This window comes from Rhodococcus sp. IEGM 1241 (assembly GCF_033142365.1).
GTDB classification, from domain to species: Bacteria; Actinomycetota; Actinomycetes; order Mycobacteriales; family Mycobacteriaceae; genus Rhodococcus_F; species Rhodococcus_F erythropolis.
Map to the genome: position 1 here is coordinate 661,989 of NZ_JAWLSE010000001.1, position 17,696 is coordinate 679,684.

Sequence of the window (17,696 nt, forward strand, 5' to 3'; positions counted from 1 at the left end):
CGGTGACACATGGCCGTGAGTGCGGCACTGCGTGCGGCGATCACGCGAGCGCAGAATGCGGATCAACACAGTGAGCCCGTGTTCTCCCCGCTCCGTGGTCTCGGACGAGGACGTCTGACCCCGATCGACCTGTTGGGGCAATCACTTTCCACGATCGCTCCGGCAACGGGAATGGTGTTCATCGCCCTGTGGATGATCACCTACAGCCCCGGCTACGTCGGGTTGGCTGCGATTGCTGCGACAACTTCGGCGGTGTTTCTCGTTGCGTTCTGCATCACTCAGTTCACGCGGAGACTGGCCGCAGCAGGATCGTTGTACAGCTTCGTCTTCCAAGGCTCCGGTATCCGGGCGACACTGACGGCGGGAGCCGCACTGGTACTCGGGTATCTCGGTATCTCGGTTTCGGTTTTCTCACAGGCAGTTCCGAGTCTGCTCGATACCATCGCCATTGTCGGCCCCGACGTGCGAGGGACTGCCGCGACGGTGATCACGACGGTGGCGATTGCCCTGGCCGTCGCGTGGATTGCAGTGCGCGGCGTCCGGTTCGCCACCCGAGCGATCCTGGTCGTCGAAGCGTGCTCGTTGATTCTCATCGTCGTGGTCATGCTGGCGACGCACAGTGACACGACAACTGCTGTTGCCCTGCCGAATCCGTCGCTGAGTGCAGTTCCGTTTCTCGCGATGCTGACGGTGCTCAGCATGGCGGGCTTCGAAAGTTCGGCCTTCTTCGGCCCGGAAGCGAAGCGACCACTCATCAGCGTCACACGCACGGTTCTCATTTCGCCGATCATCTGCGGGGTGCTCTTCGTTTTTGCGGCCTGGGCGGCGATGACCGGCCACGGCGCGACGATCGTCGGAGCGTACTTCGAGGGAACGGCATCGGGGGCCAGCGCGGAGGTGGTTCTGGCAGTCAAGATCGGAATGACGTGTTCCTGGTTCGCATCCACTCTCGGTTGTGCGCAGGCGGGTTCGCGGTTGTTGTATTCGATGGGGATCGAACGGGTACTGCCTGCGCCGCTCGCTCGCGTGCACAGACGGTTCCGCACCCCGTACGTTGCGGTACTTGCGTTCGTCGCGGTAAGTGCGGCAGGCGTATTCATCTATTCGGATACGGTTCGCGACGATTCGGGATCCTTCGACGGCGTGGTGGAGACCGCGTTGGTCTGCGCTTACACGCTGGTGGCCTTTGCTTCGTGGAAGTTCTTGCGCCGAATCGGGGAACATACGTCGCTGACCCGGATATGCACCGTGTCCGTGAGCGTCGCCGGTGCCGGTCTATTGGTCTACATCGTTCTCGACGGGGCGGTTCACGGGATGTGGGCACTGCCGATCGCTGCTCTTGCTGTTGCTGTGTCGGGGACAGTGTGGAGCGCATTGCTCCGTAGAGCCAGACCTGAAAGCCTTCTGATGGTCGGTGCTTTCGACAGCGTCGAGACGGCGGACCTGTTGCCCGGTGCTGGCACTCTGCTGATCGACGGTGACGGGCGAAGGCGACTCGTTCCGGATCGTGGGACCGCCGAGGGCGACTCGCCGGAGCATGGGCGGTGACCGCGGACCGTGCAACCGCTGGTCCACGATCAGACAAACGGATCGGCGAAGAGACCCACTTCAGTGGACAACAACCGCGTGCGGTTCAGAAGGCGCTGGGGATGCTCGAGGCGGTGGCTCATCTGGGACCGGGAACAACCGCGAAGGAGATCGCCACTTTTGCAGGCGTTCCATCGGCCACGGCGTACCGGATGCTGAATCTGCTGGTGGCGGAGGGCTTTCTCGTGCGGGTGCCGGACCTGTCAGGGTTCGCGTTGGGACGTCGGACTGCCGAGCTCTCGCATGCGGCGTCGTCGAGTGGTCCGGCGCCGACGCTGCACGAGCGCGTCGAGGACATGCGGACACACACGAGGTTCGGATTGCACGTCGCGTCATTCGCCGGTGGGCGCTTGCGGTTCGTCGACAAGGATCCGGATCACGAGATCATCGGAATAGCGGCACTGGCCAAGAACCTTCACGCGAATGCGCTGGGGAAGGTTCTGTTGGCGCACGACGAGCGGTTGCTTTCGGGTTTGGAACTTCGCCGGGTCACGGAGTTCACCCTCGGTGATTTCGATGCGTTGTATGAGCAGTTGAGGTCTGTTCGCCTGCAGGGTTTTGCATTCGAGAACCAGGAATGCCGCCTGGGTCGATCCGCAGTGGCAGTACCGGTTCGAGATCACGCAGACCAGGTGGCGGGCGGGTTATGTGTTCAGGGAGCGAGCGGGCGAGTGACGGACGAGGATCGAGAGTTGGTCGGTTTCCTACTCGATTGTGCGCGTCAGCTCACCGGATTGCTCTGACGTCACACGCGCAGGCTCAGTGGGAGCCCGGCGGTCATCAGGACCACGGACTCCGATTCACTGGCAATGCGGCTGTTCACCAGACCGAGTAGATCGCGGAACAGCCTCCCGGACTTCGTGTCCGGGACGACGCCGCTTCCCACTTCGTTCGTGACGGCGACAATCGGAACCGGACAGGCGGTCCAGGCGTCGGCCAACCGGTCGATATCTGCGTGGACGGCGCTGAGATCTTCTGTCGCCCACGCCTGATGTCGGTCCAGACGTGCGGTCAACCACGTGCCGAGGCAATCGAGCAGGATCGGTGTTGTTGCGGCCGCGAGAATTTCGGTCACTTCGGAGGTCTCAACCGTCGTCCACGTCGACGGCCTCCGCGCGCGATGCGACGCAATTCGTTCGATCCAGTCGGGATCGTCGTCCTGCGGATCCCCGGTGGCGATGTACGTGACGTTCCGGTAGCCGGCAAGCAGGCCCTCCGCGTAAGTGGACTTGCCCGAGCGGGCGCCACCGGTGACCAGAGTTCGATGGCTCTGTCCTACCCCGATCTCGAGCACAGCTCCATCCGGAACCGCTCGCGCCCCGGACACGCGAAGTGCTTCCGAGAGTTCGTTTTCGACTGGGTTGTGGTGTCCGAGGTGTACGGCGACCACATCGGTTCGATCGGCGATCGCGTCGCAGTTGCGTAGTCGCGACACCGTCTCCGCGAAATTCGGCAGATCATGGTGCCCGGTGCCGTGGTCAGTTTTGTAGCCGAAGGTCTCTTCGAGAAAGACGGCGTCGAAACGGGCGTCGGCAAGTGCGTCGACAGTGGATTCGGGCAGAGGCCCGGTGTCGGTGGCCCAGAAGATTCGGGTTCCGGATGCGTCGGTGATGTCGTAGAGAAGGGTGGGTACTTCGTGCGCGGCTTCGAGTGCGCGAACACGATAGGTGCCCAACATGATCGACTGGCCGGTCTCGAGCGGTGTGAAGGTCACCGGGTCATCCGGGCCCACCCAGTCTCGGCAGAGAGCGAGCGCGTCGGGTGGTCCGAGAACCTGTAGTGGTTCGGTGCGCGAGGCCCAGGACCGGAACAGCAATGCCATCGGGCCGAGGTGATCGGGATGAGAATGCGTCAGCAGGATGTGTTCGACGTGTGCCAGCGTGCGACCGAATCGCGATGCGGCACGCGGTACTTCGGGTCCACAGTCTAACAGAATTCTGTTGTCCACCAGGGCGGCAGTGTGCCCGCGAATGGTTTCACTCGACAGGGCAGCCAGGCAGGAAGGGCAAGTACAGAACGGGTTCGGCCAACCGTCGGCAGCGCCGGTGCCGAGCATCACCAATTCCATCAGCGGGTGCCTTCCTGCCGAATCGGAACAACTATGGGACCGCTGGGCCGGTCCAGGATTTCGACCCGAGCGCCGTACACGCGGCCGAGGAGGTCTGCCTCCAGCACCGATGAGGGAGTGCCGTCGGCAACCACGCTGCCCTTGTCCAGCAGCACGATTCGTCGACCGTACTGACCCGCGAGAGTGAGGTCGTGCATCGCGGCGATGACCGTGATGTTGTCGGCCTCACGCAGTTCCTCCACCAAGTCGAGAACCTGCTGCTGGTGACCGATGTCGAGCGCGCTGGTGGGTTCGTCCAGGAGCAGTACCTGAGGTTCTTGAGCCAATGCCCGAGCGAGGACCACGCGCTGCAGTTCGCCACCGGAAAGTTCGGTGGCTCGTCGATCTGCGAACTCGGTGAGGTCGAGCCTCTCGATCACCGAAGAGATCACCGAACGGTCAGTGGCGGTTTCGGTTCCGAAGCGTCGTAGATAGGGAGTGCGGCCGAGCGCAACCAGTTCCTTAACCGTTGAGCCCTCGGGTACTACCGGACGCTGAGGCATCAACGCGACGACGGCGGACATCGCCTTGCGGCTGGAATTGCGAGGACTCAGTCCCCCGACCGAGAGCTCACCGGTAGACGGAATCAATCCGGCGAGGGCATGCATCAAGGTTGTCTTGCCGGCGCCGTTCGGCCCGACCACGGCAACCCAATCGCCGGGTGTCACATCGAGATTGATGCCGTCGACGACGTCTTTGCCGCCGAGGTTGACTCGGAGGTCGCGGCACCGCACTGCGCTGTCGGTCATGCCGAGACCCGGCTGCGGCGCAGAACCAGAAGGAAGAACGGAGCGCCGATCATCGCGGTTACAACCCCGATGGGGAGTTCGGCCGGTGCCATGACCGTGCGGGCGGCAACGTCGGTGAGGACGAGAAACGCCGCTCCGAGCATGAGTGACAGGGGGAGAAGCAGTCGATGCGACGGGCCGACGACCAGTCGAACCGCATGGGGAACAACGATTCCGACAAAGCCGATGAGTCCACTTGCACTCACGACCGCCGCCGTTCCCAGAGTTGCGGCGAGCACCAGTACCAGGCGTGATCTGGCCGGGTCGACGCCGAGGCTGGCGGCTTCGACGTCACCTACGGCCATCACGTCGAGTACGCGTCGGTGTACCAGGATGACGGCAGATGCCAGCGCGACGTACGGCAGGACAACCAGAACTTCCGACCAACCGTCGGTGGACAATCCGCCGAGCAGCCAGGAATAGACCTCGCGGAGTGAATCGTCGAACCGCTGCTGGACAAAAGTCTGCGCTGCATTCGTGAACGCCGCGACTGCGACACCGGCGAGGATGATGACTACCGCGTTCTGCGGCCCGCCAATGCTTCGGCCGAGCGAATAAGTTGCGAACACGGCCAGCACACCACCGACGAAGGCGGCCATGGGAATTCCGAACATGCCCAGCGCTCCACCCGAAACGATGGCGAGGGTTGCTCCCAGTCCGGCTCCGCTGGAAACGCCGAGGAGATACGGATCTGCCAAGGGATTTCGGAACACGCCCTGGTAGGCGGCACCGGCAACGGCCAACATTGCTCCGACCAACGCGCCCAGTACTACTCGCGGAAGCCGGATCTGCCAGAGAATCGCCTGCTGTGTCGCGGTGAGACCGGAATCGAGGTTGATGCCGGGTATTCCGTCCAGAAGTTCGAGAATGGTCCGATCAGGCGTCAAACCGGCCGGCCCCACCAGAACACCGATCAGCAAGGCAGCGCACAGAATCAGCGCGGCGCCGAGCAGAACGGCGGTCCGATGGTGGGAGATACCGGCTTTGATCATCGAGTGCTCAGGCCGCGGGAACTTGGGCGACGATTGCCGCGACGGCCTTCACCTGATCGGCGACACGAGGTCCCCAGCGGCTGGAGAGGTCTTCGTCGAGCACATGGATCTGGTTGCCGGTAACCGCTTTCATGCCGCTCCACCCGGGCCGAGCGGCGACGGATTCTGCTGTCACTCCACAGCATTGGGAGTCTGCGAGAAAGATGAGATCGGGATTGGCCTGCACCACGAATTCGGCGGACAGCTGCGGATAGTCGCCCTGCCCCGCGGCGTCGGCGATGCTCTTCATTCCGAACAGCGAGTAGATCTGCCCGACGAAGCTCGAACTCGTGACGGTGTAGAGCGAGGAGTCGAGTTCGTGGAAGTACGTCAGCGGCTGTTGGCGCGCAGGAACACTGGCGACAGCGGCGTCGATGTCCGAGCGCATGGTGTCGACAACTTCGGTGCCCTTGTCCTCGTGGCCGGTGGCCTTCGCGACGCGCTCGATCTGGGCGTAGACGTCGTCGATGCTTGTGGCTGCCGGTAGCAGGAGTGTCGGCACCTTCGCCTTTTGCAGTCCGGAGACAAGATCGTTCATGTCATCCGATGCGATCACCAGATCCGGTGCGTAGCCGAGGATGGCTTCGACGTTCGGTTGAAAGCCCGAGAGATCGGTGACCGGGATACCGGCCGGGTAGTCGGACTGATTGTCGACGGCCTTCACCTGATCGCCCGCGCCGACGGCCCACAGGGTCTCGGTGGCGCTGGGACTGAGTGACACGATCGACTGCGGACGTGACTCGATGGTGATGTCCGTGCCGGAATCCGTGGGACCGGAAACAACAGTCACCGGGAACGAGCCGTCCGAGGCGGCTGTGGTTGCGGGTGCATCGGACGTCGAGCTACTGCAGGCACCGGCAAGCAGTGCGGTGCTCACCGTCAGTGCTGCAAGTACAGATCTGAATCTACGTGTCGGCCGAGTACTCACAGCCACCCCTCCGCTAGTGGTGAAGGGTCGCGAGCAGCGCGGCCGCGAGGCGAAGCGCCACGAGCGGTCCTTCGTCCGAGAACCATCGTGTCGCCACGAGGCCGGTGACCTGACTCGTTCGCCTCGAGTAGTGACGGGCGAATTCACAGTTGCGTCGACAGTGCCGGGGTTTCACCGAACTTCACACGAGCAGCGTGGCACCCCAGTGAACCGGGGCATCTGCACTTTACAGGGGTCGTCTGGCTTGACCCGGGAGGTCAAGGCAGGGTAAATATCTATTCCACTAATGAACTAGTGAAAGGGTTCGGATGATCGACTTCCGTATCGACCGCCGATCCGGCATTCCCACTTACGTGCAATTGGTCCTTCAGGTGAAGCAGGCGCTCAGGCTCGGTGATCTCCAAGTCGGGGATCGGCTGCCCACAGCCAAGGACGTCGTGGGAGCGCTCGCGATCAACCCGAACACAGTCCTGAAGGCCTACAAGGAACTCGAGCGCGACGGACTTGTCGCCCCGCGGCCCGGATTGGGCACGTTCGTCGTGAAGTCCCTGGCAAAGCCCGGTATGGCGGAAAGCTCTGCGCTACGTCGTGAGTTGGCGCGTTGGGTTGCAGATGCCGTGGCCGCCGGACTCGAGCGCACGGACATCGAAGCATTGGTGAGTTTGGAGCTCGAGAAGACGTTCATCGAATCGGATCCGTCCGGAAAGCAGGGGGAGACATCATGACTGCGCAAGAATCGGCACTGACGATGCAGGACGTGGACAAGCGCTTCGGCAAGAAGAAGGTGCTCGACGCCTGCACTTTCGAGGTCGCAACGGGAAGCATCACTGCCCTGGTCGGGGTGAACGGCGCCGGTAAGTCCACACTGATGTCCTTGGCTGTCGGGTTGACGATGCCTGACCACGGTTCGATCTCGGTACTGGGCAGCACGCCGGATCAGGACGGCATCTGCCCAGGCCTGTCCTACCTCGCTCAGCACAAGCCGCTGTACCCCAAATTCACTGTTGCGGAACTTCTTCGATTCGGTGCGTATACCAACGACAAGTGGGATGCGAAGTACGCTCTGGATCTGGTGGAGCGCGCTGGGATTGCTCTCGATGCAAAGGCGAAGACTCTGTCACCAGGTCAACGAACCAGGGTTGCACTGGCTTTGGCGCTCGGGCGCAGACCGCAGTTGCTTCTACTCGACGAACCCTTGGCGGATCTTGATCCCGTGGCGCGGCGGTCCGTCGCGACCACTCTGCTCGAAGACGTTGCCGAGTACGGCACCACGGTTCTGTTGTCTTCACACATCGTTTCCGAATTGGCAGACGTCTCGGATCGACTTCTTCTGCTGGGCGGCGGAAACGCGAGATTGTCCGGTCCGTTGGATGAATTGATCGCTGCCCATTACGTATTGATCGGGGACGGCGATCCTTCGGACATGGTCGGTGCCGGTGCGGTCATTCATACCGACAAGGGGATGCGGTCGAATTCTCATGTGGTGGAGGGAATTCGTCCGAGCCCTCAGGCCGGCTGGGTGATCGACGACGCAACTCTCGACGACGTGGTGCTCGGGCACCTGAGCGCGGAAACGATGGTGGCGGCATGATCTGGGTTACGTGGCGGCATCACCGGACATCGCTCGTTGTGTCGTTGGGATTCCTCGCGGCATTAGCAGTCATTGTCTTGTCGAGTGGTGCGATCATCAAGAGCGGCGGACAAGCCCAACTCTTCGGATCGCCTCTCAGTTGCTTCGATGACATCACCGCTATCTGCACGGCAGAGACTGCTCTCACACTGACGACAGTGGTTGCGACGGCTCTGCCGGTGTTCCTCGGCGTGTTGATCGGTGTCACCGTGTTTTCGCGGGATGTCGAACAAGGAACACACGTATTGGGGCTTACTCAATCGGTCAGTCGGACTCGTTGGTTCTGGACCCGGGTGTTGATCGTCTTCCTGCCGATTTCTGTGGCTTCGGCATTGCTCGGATTTGCACTGCAATGGGCTCGATCTCTCCCGGACAACTCCCGGTATGCATTTGTTGCCGGGCGTTCGACTTTCGTCGAGATATCGAACCTGTCGTATCCGCTCTTTCAATCCAGCGGACTGGTCTTGGGTGCATACACATTCATGGCACTCATGCTCGGAGCAGCTCTGGCTTTGCTGGTGCGTAGTTCGATCGGCGCAATGGCGATCACGATGGTCGGTGTTGTTGCGATCCTCGCAGCATTTCAGTTGGTTGCACGACCCGATTACGCCGAGCCGAGTGTCCGAACGTCACCCGTCGCCGGATTCAGTTCCTACTATTCGAGCGATACCAGTATTCCCGCGGTCAATTGGGAACTCGCGCAAGGATATGTCGACCTCCGAGGTAACTGGGTCGACATCAAATACGACGAGTGCACGTGGGGTGGATCAGGCGGCGAGAACCCGTACGACCAGCGCCCGGAGGAGACCGGCGCCGAGTACAGCCTCCGCATGGATGTGCTCTCAGCGCGGCAGAACAGAGAGATGGAGATCTGTTTGCGGGAACACGGCGTCGACCACTACGAAGTTCGCTACCACTCAGCTGATCGGTTCTGGCGTTTCCAGTTCACGGAAGCTGCACTCGTCCTGATCCTTTCGGGCTTGTTCCTCCTGCCGGCGCTCTGGGGCCTACGACGCCTCAAGCCGTGACTCAGCGGGCGACCGGCGCGACCGTCAGCTGGTTGATGTTCGCGCCGGTCATCGAGCAACCCTTGGTGGGGTAGGCGAGGAAGACCGAGTCGTAGCTGTTGGGCGGGTAAACCCTCAGTCCCGCAACGTCGGTCACGCCGCACTGATCTGCCGGGTAGTTCTCGACGTTCGTAGCTCGCACCAAAGACGTTGCGGCAGAGCCAGGGGCAAGGGAGACGAGTGAACCGGATCCGGAGCGGCCGGCTGCAGCACCCACTTCGCTTCCGGACGCTCCCGTGACATAGGAGACGCCGGGGAAACCGTCGAGCGTGCACGTGCGGCCGCTCGTGTTGGTGAAGACCACCGGAAGCTCCACAGAACCGGCGGCGCCACTCGACTCGCCGAGGGTGACGTTCAGTTCCCCGATCGCGCAGCCTTCGGGATTGGGTGCCGTCGAGGTTGTGGTTTGGGTGTGATCGGTATGGGTCGTCGAAGGTGCGGCAGTACCGGTCTGGGTCGTCGGCGCAGAGGCGGTCGTGGTTGAGGCGGGTGCCGGTGAACTCTCGGCCGTTCCCGTTTCGTCCGAGCCGCAACCGCTGAGAAGGGCGAGAGCAGCAAGTGGAGCCGCCAACAAGCCGGCGTTGCGCATGCGGTTGGGATTCATCGCTCTGTACTCCTCAAGCTGGTCGACAACTGGCTCCGGAACATCCGTGTCCGGTATATCCGAATCCGAGGCCGGATGTGCAGAAACGAATCAGGCTCGCCGGTGATCAGGACCTACCTCCCGGATGGATTGCCGCTGCGGATCTAGCATGAGAAATGACCTGTCCGGATCGCGACCACCGGGAGTAGCGCATGTTCACCTTCACCAGCGACGACGGAGTGGTCATTCATGTCCACGAATGGCCCACCGAGCAGGAACCTCGAGGGGTTGTTCAACTCGCGCACGGTATGGGTGAGCACGCAAAACGCTACGCACACGTTGCCGAAGCCCTGAATGCTCGCGGTTTCCACGTCTACGCGGCGGACCACCGCGGCCACGGTGAGAGCATGCACGCCGGCCCAGGCAACATCGGCGACGACGGCTGGAACCGCTTGGTGGCAGACATGGTGACCCTCACGGGCATCATCCGCGACAAACACCCCGGCCTGCCCGTCGTACTGCTCAGCCACAGCCTCGGTTCGTTCGCTTCGCAGCAGTACATCCTCGATCATTCGCACCTGATCGACGCCGTCGCACTGTCGGGGACTACCGCGGTCGATCAACTGATCGAGAGCCTCGTCAACGACGGCCCGGACGTCCTCGCCCAGTTCAACGCCGAATTCGAACCGGCCCGCACTCCGCACGACTGGCTCAGCCGTGACGAAGCGCAGGTGGATTTGTACATCAACGATCCGCTGTGCGGTTTCAGCCTGGACGACGCAGGCATGGGCGGACTTATCGCAGCGGGACCGAGGTTCGTCGACGTCGAGGGTGTGCGACAAGACCTTCCGATCCTGGTCTTCGTCGGCACCTCGGATCCTCTCAACGCCGCGCTGAGCCGTACCGACGTCGCAGTCGAACGGTACAACTCGGCGGGGATCGAAGACGTCACCTATTACACCTATCCGGGCGCCAGGCACGAGATCTTCAACGAGACCAACCGCGACGACGTCATCAATGATCTGACGACGTGGATGGACCGCGTACTCGAAGCGTGACCGCCTCACCGGAAGGGGAACACGATGTCCACAGTTCCGGCCGCACGACCCGATCCAGACCCGCGAGATGTCAAGCGCTGGAGACGATACCTCGCCGACGAACAAGCCGAGGCCGCCGTCTACCGCGACCTCGCGGGTAGGCGCAGCGGCGAGGAGCGCGAAATCCTTCTAGCCCTGGCCGACGCGGAGGGCCGACACGAGGCGCACTGGCGAGCGCTTCTCGGCGATCACGTCGGTAAACCACTGCGCGGCGATATCCGCACTCGGATACTGGGCTTTCTGGCCAGGCGCTTCGGCTCCGTGTTCGTGCTCGCTCTTGCCCAGCGCGCGGAGACGCGATCCCCGTATCCGAACGACGCCGACGCGACCGCATCGATGGGCGCGGACGAGAAGATCCACGAAGAAGTGGTGCGGGCCTTGGCCACTCGGGGTCGGAACAGACTTTCGGGGACGTTTCGTGCCGCCGTCTTCGGAGCCAACGACGGCCTCGTCAGCAATCTCGCTCTCGTGCTCGGCATCAGCGGTAGCGGCGTCTCCAACCAGATCGTTCTGATCACCGGCATGGCCGGGCTTCTGGCCGGCGCCCTGTCGATGGGAGCCGGCGAGTACGTTTCCGTCCGCTCGCAGCGAGAGTTGTTGGAAGCGTCCAATCCTGGTCCCGCGGCCAGCGAAGCCGTCGGACTGCTCGACGTCGACGCCAACGAATTGGCGCTGGTCTACCGGGCCCGTGGCATGTCCGCCGAGGAAGCGGACCAGCGCGCCGCCGAGGTCCTCGCGAACAGCACCTTCGGCGCCGCGGACGTTGTCGACGACCATGAAGCTGTCGGAACCGGGTTGGGCGCAGCGGCGGCAAGCTTCTGCTTCTTCGCCTCGGGCGCCATCATTCCGGTGCTGCCGTATCTGTTCGGCCTGGAAGGCATGACGGCTCTGATCGTCGCATCTGTTCTCGTGGGGATCGCGTTGCTGACGACGGGCGTTGTGGTCGGGTTGCTGTCGGGCGGGCCGCCGTTCAAGCGGGCGCTACGCCAACTTGCGATCGGCTACGGCGCTGCCGGCGCAACGTATCTACTCGGCATGTTGTTCGGGACCTCGCTCTGAGCGTCTGCTCATGCGCGCAGGGCGGGATCGCGGTGAGCCGGATCGATCCGGACCGGAATTTGGCACACCACGGCCTCGGTGTGTTTGCGCAGTGCATGAGCGATCTCATCGGTCCGTTGGCTCGGGAGTATCCGATGCCATCTGGTCGCCGGGTCGATGGTGGCGACGACAACAAAGGTTTCCCGGTGGGGGAAGTGTGTGCGGATGTATCGAGCGAGGGTATTCCCCACGGAATTCTCGGTGTCCTCGATGACGATCAAACGCGAATTCGGGTGTCGGGCTTGCCATCGGCGGGTGAAGTCCGTCGTCGATTCGTGGGCAAGGCAGACTCGAATTGCGATGGGCTGCGAAGACATTGCCGTTGCCGCGGCCATCGCGCGGGTGGAGAGCGACGTAATTTCGGACACGGGTACTAGGACCGCTGGTTTGTATCCGATAGACAGAGAATCGTTCTCACCCTGAACGGTTAACCGCGTACCGATATGTGTGTACGCACCGCGGATGCGTTCCATGCCGAGGACGAGCGCAGGGAGCGCGAGAGCGATCAGCCAGGCGCCCTCGGTGAACTTCATGGCGGTAGTCACCACTGCTGCGATCGAAGTCAACGCAGCCCCGAAACCGTTGAGCGCCAATCGCCACTTCCAGCCCGGTGTCCGTTCAGTGAGCCAGTGGCGCACCATGCCGAACTGCGCGAGCGTAAATCCGATGAACACACCGATGGCGAACAGCGGCACCAAGGTGTTCATGTTTCCGCCGGATCCGATGAGCAGGAGAGCACCGACGCCACCGAGCGACAAAACGCCGTACGTGAAGACGTCGCGCGTCGACTTCCGGCTGAAGCGGTGCGGGAGCACGTTGTCGTCGGCGAGGATCCGCATCAGGTTGGGAAGTCCGCCGTACGAGGTGTTCGCGGCCAACGCCAACAGAATCACGGTGGAGAATTGGACGACGTAGTAGCCCACACCATTTCCGAGGGCAGCGGAAGTGAGTTGCGACAGGACCGTTGTTCCAGGGACCGGGGCCAGTGAGAACTTCTCGATCAACACGGCAAGGCCGATCAGCATGGTGCCCAACAGGATTCCCAGAGCTACTTCGGCACGCTGAGCGCTACGCACGCGAGGCTTCTTGAAACTGGGTACCGCGTTGGCGATGGCTTCGACACCGGTCAATGCGGCGCAACCACTCGAAAATGCCTTGAGCAGAAGGAGAATGCCGATCGTGTGTGCGTTGTCGGCGAGGAAGGGAGCCGTGGCGGCGGCAGGGTTTTCCCGAAGTAGTCCGGCACCGATCACCGTGAAGATGCTGACGACAAAAACCACGGTGGGCAACATGAATACCCGCGCGGAATCTGCGATGCCCCGCAGATTCAGTGCCGTGATGCCGCCGAGTATCGCCAGTGCGATCCAGACCGTGTAGGGAAGAAGCGCAGGGAAGGCGGAGGTCAGAGCCGCGACACCGGCTGCGATCGACACCGCGACGTTGAGGGTGTAGTCGACGATCAACGATGCGGCGGCAGTCAGGCTTGCGCGAGGACTCAGATGCTTCTTTGCGACGGCGTATGCGCCACCGCCTTCGGGAAATGCGGCGATCACCTGGCGATACGACGCCACCAGGACCACAAGCAGCACGGCGATGGCGATCGTCACCGGCACGGTGAAGCCGATCCCCGCGCCGCCGGCGAGGGCCAACACCAACACGATGGCCTCTGGACCGTACGAGACCGAGGCCATCGCGTCGAGCGACAGACCCGCCAGTCCGGTTGCGACGGAGAGCTTTTGCTTCTCAGGTTCGCCGCCGGCGCGGGTGGTCGACGATATGACTCCACGGTGTCCGAGTATCACTGCATGTCTCACCGAGTCAGTATCGTCATTTCCCGTAGCTCTGAGACTGATCTTGACGATGCCTTGACGCGATGGCCCGCAAATCTGTACGGGTTCACAACGGGGGTTCGAGTCGCGGGAAGCCTTGTGACAGCTGATCAATCCAGCGGGCGCGCGTGGCGAGAATATCGCGGTTCCGAGACTCCGATTGGGCGGCGACGTGCGAAAGTAGGTCGCGAAGTCGGCCCAGAACGAGTGGCGAGTTCGATGCCGAGGCTATGACGTCGTCCAGTCCGGTTCTGACGAAGCTCGTGAAGTCGGGCAGCGGAATCACCACACGCAGATCACCACGCTCGTCGACGGCCCGGATCGAATCTGCGCGCACGGAGGCCACCAGAGAGAGGAGGTCCTCGATCTCGTCCAGAGCCTGCACGGCCGTCGCAGGATCGTTGATAGCGGGTGAGAGCGCTCTGAGCGCGATGTCAGCCAACAACCGAATCGCGAGTAGGGGGTCCTGGGTGAAGGTCCGCTCACTCCCACTGACCAAGGCGTCAAGAATCGTGTTGGCGGGCATCGGTCCGCCGTAGACGTCGGCGAGCGGCAATCCGTCTCGCAGCGTGCTACCCGGCGACACTCGGAGGACCACCATGGATCGGCAGTTCCGAGTGCTCTGCAGGAGATCTTCGACGAGGATCTGTTGCAGAACGGCCGGCGGTCGATGCCACTCGATAGTCGTGATCACCGGAAGTGTTGGTAGAGGAGGCAACTCCCGATCGGTGGTGGGGTACACGGCGGCGAAGACTGCTCGGCCACGACTCGAGATCGAGGTCAGTACAGGAGCCAACTGGATGGCCGAGAATGCGCGCAGCTGGAGCAGCCTGATCAGCGTCAGCGTGGCCAAGAGCGCCAGCACTGCGAGACTTGGCACAACCACGGACACATCCGTTTCGTTGCTGATGGCGAGCGCTGCCGTGATGTCGAAAACCGACTGGCCTATGGCGAAGGCAAACGTCCGCCACACGATGGGGTCGTCGCGGAACAACAACAAGCGAGGAGTGAAGGTGGTCGCGGCCCACTGGACGACAAGGAACAGTAGCGAGAAGATCACTGCGACTACACCCAGTAACCCCAGCCCGAGTGCAACGAGCATCTCGCTGACCTGACGGGCGGGAATCATTGGGCCGCTACGTAAATATGGCATCGCCAGTCCGGCAGCCAGTCCTACGACGACGCACAGGATCTGGGTCAGGCCGGCGCGCACACGGCGCCGGGGGACGAGGAAGGCATGCCCGATCGGGGTGGGAGCGAAACGTCCGGGCTGATCCACCCTTCAAGCCTCCACGCTGCGGCAATGGTGCGCCTTCACCCGAAACGGATGATGTCGACGCCGTCGTGATCCTGAAACGCTTGAAAGAGCCATGTGAGAGACAGAAGGCGAGACGTCATGACGGATCCGACAGGCCAGAGCCGCGCTGTACTACCGATTCCGGATCGACAACATCTTGGTCTGGTGACGTACGACGCGAAGGATCCGGACACGGAGTTTCCGCCGATCACTCCGCTACTGCCGCCGGCCGGGGCACCCAATGTTCTGGTGGTCCTGTTGGACGACGTGGGATATGGCGCGAGCAGTGCCTTCGGCGGACCAGCGGACACACCGACTGCTGAGCGATTGCAAAGTAATGGGCTCACGTACACGCGGTTTCACACGACTGCGCTGTGTGCACCGACCCGCGCCGCACTGCTGAGTGGGCGCAACCACCATTCGGTCGGTATGGGCTCGGTCACCGAAACCGCGACCTCAGCTCCTGGACTTTCCGGTCTGCGCCCGAATACCAAAGCCGCACTACCGATGACGTTGAAACTGAACGGATACTCGACGGCGCAGTTCGGCAAGTGTCACGAGGTACCGCCGTGGCAGACATCCCCGGTGGGGCCGTTCACATCGTGGCCGACGGGAGAAGGCGGATTCGAGCACTTCTACGGATTCATCGGCGGGGAGAACAACCAGTACTACCCGGCGCTGTACGAGGGTGTCGCGCCCGTGGAGGCGGACAAGACACCGGAGGAGGGTTATCACCTCACCGAGGACCTTGCCGACCACGCGATCGACTGGGTTCGGATGCAGAAGTCCTTGGCTCCGGACAAGCCGTTCTTCGTCTACTTTGCACCCGGCGCCACACATGCACCGCACCATGTTCCGAAGGAGTGGGCAGACAAGTACGAGGGCCGGTTCGCAGGAGGTTGGGATGCGCAACGCGAATCGATTCTCGAGCAGCAGAAGCAGCGGGGAGTCGTCCCCGCGGATGCGGTCCTCACCCCGCGCCCCGAGGCCATTCCGGCGTGGGAGGACATGAGTGAGGAGATGAAGCCTGTCCTCGAACGCCAAATGGAAGTTTATGCAGGGTTTCTCGAACACACCGATTTCCATGTCGGCCGGCTTGTCGATGCGATCGAGGAACTCGGAGCTCTCGACAACACCCTCGTGTACTACATCATCGGCGACAACGGAGCGTCTGCAGAGGGGACGATCAACGGGGCCTTCAACGAGATGGCCAACTTCAACGGACTCGCCGCCATCGAAACACCCGAGTTCATGGCGGAAGTGAAAGACAAGTTCGGTACCAAGGACGCGTACAACCACTACTCCGTGGGGTGGGCATGGGCAATGTGTACGCCGTACCAGTGGACGAAACAGGTTGCCTCGCATTGGGGTGGCACTCGCAACGGAACGATCGTGCACTGGCCGGCTGGGATTCGGACCAAGGGTGAGACGCGGTCGCAATTCACCCACGTCATCGACGTCGCACCGACGATCCTCGAGGTCGCGAAACTGCCGGAACCGACCTTCGTCAACGGCGTCCAGCAATCACCGATCGAGGGGACCAGCATGGTCTACACCTTCGACGACGCCGAAGCCGCCGAACGTCACGATCTGCAGTACTTCGAGATGGCCGGCAATCGCGGTATCTATTACAAGGGTTGGAGTGCGGTCACCAGACACAGCACTCCGTGGCTGTTCGCGGAGGCGCTCCCCGCTCTCGACGACGACGTGTGGGAGCTCTACGACGGGTCGCAGGATTGGACGCAGTCCAAAGATTTGGCGGCCGAGTTGCCGGAGAAACTTGCTGCACTGCAACGCTTGTGGTTGATCGAAGCAGTCAAGTACAACGTGCTTCCGATCGACGACCGAAGATTCGAGAGGTTCAACCCTCACATCGCGGGGCGTCCGCAGTTGGTGTCCGGGAACCGACAGGTTCTGTTTCCCGGAATGAAACGGCTGAGCGAGCACAGCGTGCTGAGTATCAAGAACCGATCGTTCAGTGTCACAGCAGCAGTCGACATCGCGGATGGCATTACCGCCAACGGTGTGATGATCGCGCAGGGAGGCAGGTTCGGCGGTTGGGCACTTTACGCGCGGGAAGGTCGCGCCAAATTCGTCTACAACCTGCTCGGCATGACCGAGTTCGTCGTCGGGTCCGAGGTTGACATTCCGGCAGGATCACATCAGATCAGAGTTGAGTTCGCCTACGACGGCGGTGGTCTCGCGAGGGGCGGCGGTGTCACGATCTATCATGACGGTCGCGAAGTGGGCTCGGGTCGCGTCGAGCAGACCCAACCGATGGTCTTCTCCGCGGACGAGACCACCGACATCGGTGACGATTACGGCATGCCTGTCAGTGTCGACTACAGTGGCGCAACCACATTCAACGGCCGTATCGAGGTAGTGCAGATCGACGTCGGCGACGATGACCATACCCACCTGATCGACCCGGAGGAGGTGGCGCGAGTGGCGTTGTCCAGACAGTGATTCCACTGACAAGAGCAGCAGTCACAATCTCCTGAGGGAGGGTCGCAATGCCGACCGTCATCCGTACTGTTCACGATCTGGTCCGCCACGCGCGCGGGCCGACGCACCATCACCACCATCAATCCGTGCACGAGGCAAGGCGAATGCGCGCCCACCACATACTGGTCACGCATTCGCTCGCCTGATTT

The 17,696-nt window shown here is 62.3% G+C and carries 16 protein-coding genes; 9 read left to right on the forward strand and 7 right to left on the reverse strand.

Features of this window, described 5'->3' with window-relative positions; genetic code table 11:
* Window positions 1-9: 9 nt before the first annotated feature.
* Window positions 10-1,548, forward strand: a complete 1,539-nt coding sequence (locus R4P70_RS03140; RefSeq protein WP_046379397.1) for an APC family permease — start codon at window positions 10-12, stop codon at window positions 1,546-1,548.
* Window positions 1,545-2,330, forward strand: a complete 786-nt coding sequence (locus tag R4P70_RS03145; protein ID WP_003939697.1) for an IclR family transcriptional regulator — start codon at window positions 1,545-1,547, stop codon at window positions 2,328-2,330. Before R4P70_RS03140 ends, R4P70_RS03145 begins: the two co-directional genes overlap by 4 nt.
* Before the next feature lie 2 nt (window positions 2,331-2,332).
* On the opposite strand, the gene cobU is transcribed toward R4P70_RS03145, so the two are convergent.
* The 4 genes from cobU to R4P70_RS03165 are packed head-to-tail and all read right to left on the reverse strand — an operon-like array spanning window position 2,333 to window position 6,441.
* Window positions 2,333-3,655 carry a bifunctional adenosylcobinamide kinase/adenosylcobinamide-phosphate guanylyltransferase gene (gene cobU / locus R4P70_RS03150; protein WP_317830378.1) on the reverse strand — a complete coding sequence of 441 codons (1,323 nt, stop codon included), beginning with the start codon at window positions 3,653-3,655 and terminating at the stop codon, window positions 2,333-2,335.
* Window positions 3,655-4,443 carry an ABC transporter ATP-binding protein gene (locus R4P70_RS03155; RefSeq protein ID WP_317830379.1) on the reverse strand — a complete coding sequence of 263 codons (789 nt, stop codon included), beginning with the start codon at window positions 4,441-4,443 and terminating at the stop codon, window positions 3,655-3,657. The genes cobU and R4P70_RS03155 overlap by 1 nt, the downstream gene beginning before the upstream one ends.
* Complete coding sequence (locus R4P70_RS03160; RefSeq protein ID WP_141488301.1) at window positions 4,440-5,474, reverse strand: FecCD family ABC transporter permease; 1,035 nt, start codon at window positions 5,472-5,474, stop codon at window positions 4,440-4,442. Before R4P70_RS03160 ends, R4P70_RS03155 begins: the two co-directional genes overlap by 4 nt.
* Before the next feature lie 7 nt (window positions 5,475-5,481).
* Window positions 5,482-6,441 carry an ABC transporter substrate-binding protein gene (locus R4P70_RS03165; protein WP_020970983.1) on the reverse strand — a complete coding sequence of 320 codons (960 nt, stop codon included), beginning with the start codon at window positions 6,439-6,441 and terminating at the stop codon, window positions 5,482-5,484.
* A gap of 308 nt (window positions 6,442-6,749) precedes the next feature.
* Here R4P70_RS03165 and R4P70_RS03170 point away from each other — a divergent pair, with 308 nt between their 5' ends.
* From R4P70_RS03170 to R4P70_RS03180, 3 genes are read left to right on the forward strand one after another with little or no spacing between them, the layout of a single operon-like run.
* Window positions 6,750-7,166 carry a GntR family transcriptional regulator gene (locus R4P70_RS03170; RefSeq protein WP_007729675.1) on the forward strand — a complete coding sequence of 139 codons (417 nt, stop codon included), beginning with the start codon at window positions 6,750-6,752 and terminating at the stop codon, window positions 7,164-7,166.
* Window positions 7,163-8,032 (forward strand): ABC transporter ATP-binding protein, encoded by an 870-nt coding sequence (locus R4P70_RS03175; RefSeq protein ID WP_021331826.1) that lies wholly within the window; start codon window positions 7,163-7,165, stop codon window positions 8,030-8,032. Before R4P70_RS03170 ends, R4P70_RS03175 begins: the two co-directional genes overlap by 4 nt.
* Complete coding sequence (locus R4P70_RS03180) at window positions 8,029-9,099, forward strand: hypothetical protein (protein WP_021331827.1); 1,071 nt, start codon at window positions 8,029-8,031, stop codon at window positions 9,097-9,099. The genes R4P70_RS03175 and R4P70_RS03180 overlap by 4 nt, the downstream gene beginning before the upstream one ends.
* 1 nt (window position 9,100) lies before the next feature.
* On the opposite strand, the gene R4P70_RS03185 is transcribed toward R4P70_RS03180, so the two are convergent.
* Window positions 9,101-9,742: a DUF4232 domain-containing protein gene (locus R4P70_RS03185; protein ID WP_317830380.1), complete on the reverse strand. Its 642-nt coding sequence runs from the start codon at window positions 9,740-9,742 to the stop codon at window positions 9,101-9,103.
* Window positions 9,743-9,933: 191 nt separating this feature from the next.
* Between R4P70_RS03185 and R4P70_RS03190 the strand changes: the two genes are divergently transcribed.
* Entirely contained in the window at window positions 9,934-10,779 is an 846-nt protein-coding gene (locus R4P70_RS03190; RefSeq protein WP_003939910.1) for an alpha/beta hydrolase, read from the forward strand.
* A gap of 24 nt (window positions 10,780-10,803) precedes the next feature.
* Window positions 10,804-11,877: a VIT1/CCC1 transporter family protein gene (locus R4P70_RS03195; protein WP_042924901.1), complete on the forward strand. Its 1,074-nt coding sequence runs from the start codon at window positions 10,804-10,806 to the stop codon at window positions 11,875-11,877.
* 8 nt (window positions 11,878-11,885) lie between these two features.
* Here R4P70_RS03195 and R4P70_RS03200 read toward each other — a convergent pair whose 3' ends face one another.
* Entirely contained in the window at window positions 11,886-13,718 is a 1,833-nt protein-coding gene (locus tag R4P70_RS03200) for an APC family permease (RefSeq protein WP_317830736.1), read from the reverse strand.
* Window positions 13,719-13,812: 94 nt separating this feature from the next.
* A complete protein-coding gene (locus R4P70_RS03205) occupies window positions 13,813-15,024 on the reverse strand; it encodes a DUF2254 family protein (protein ID WP_317830381.1) in 1,212 nt (403 codons plus the stop codon).
* A 117-nt stretch (window positions 15,025-15,141) separates the two neighbouring features.
* Here R4P70_RS03205 and R4P70_RS03210 point away from each other — a divergent pair, with 117 nt between their 5' ends.
* Both R4P70_RS03210 and R4P70_RS03215 read left to right on the forward strand, forming a co-directional pair.
* Complete coding sequence (locus R4P70_RS03210; protein ID WP_211918735.1) at window positions 15,142-17,508, forward strand: arylsulfatase; 2,367 nt, start codon at window positions 15,142-15,144, stop codon at window positions 17,506-17,508.
* 47 nt (window positions 17,509-17,555) lie between these two features.
* A complete protein-coding gene (locus R4P70_RS03215; RefSeq protein WP_153211511.1) occupies window positions 17,556-17,693 on the forward strand; it encodes a hypothetical protein in 138 nt (45 codons plus the stop codon).
* Window positions 17,694-17,696 lie beyond the last annotated feature (3 nt).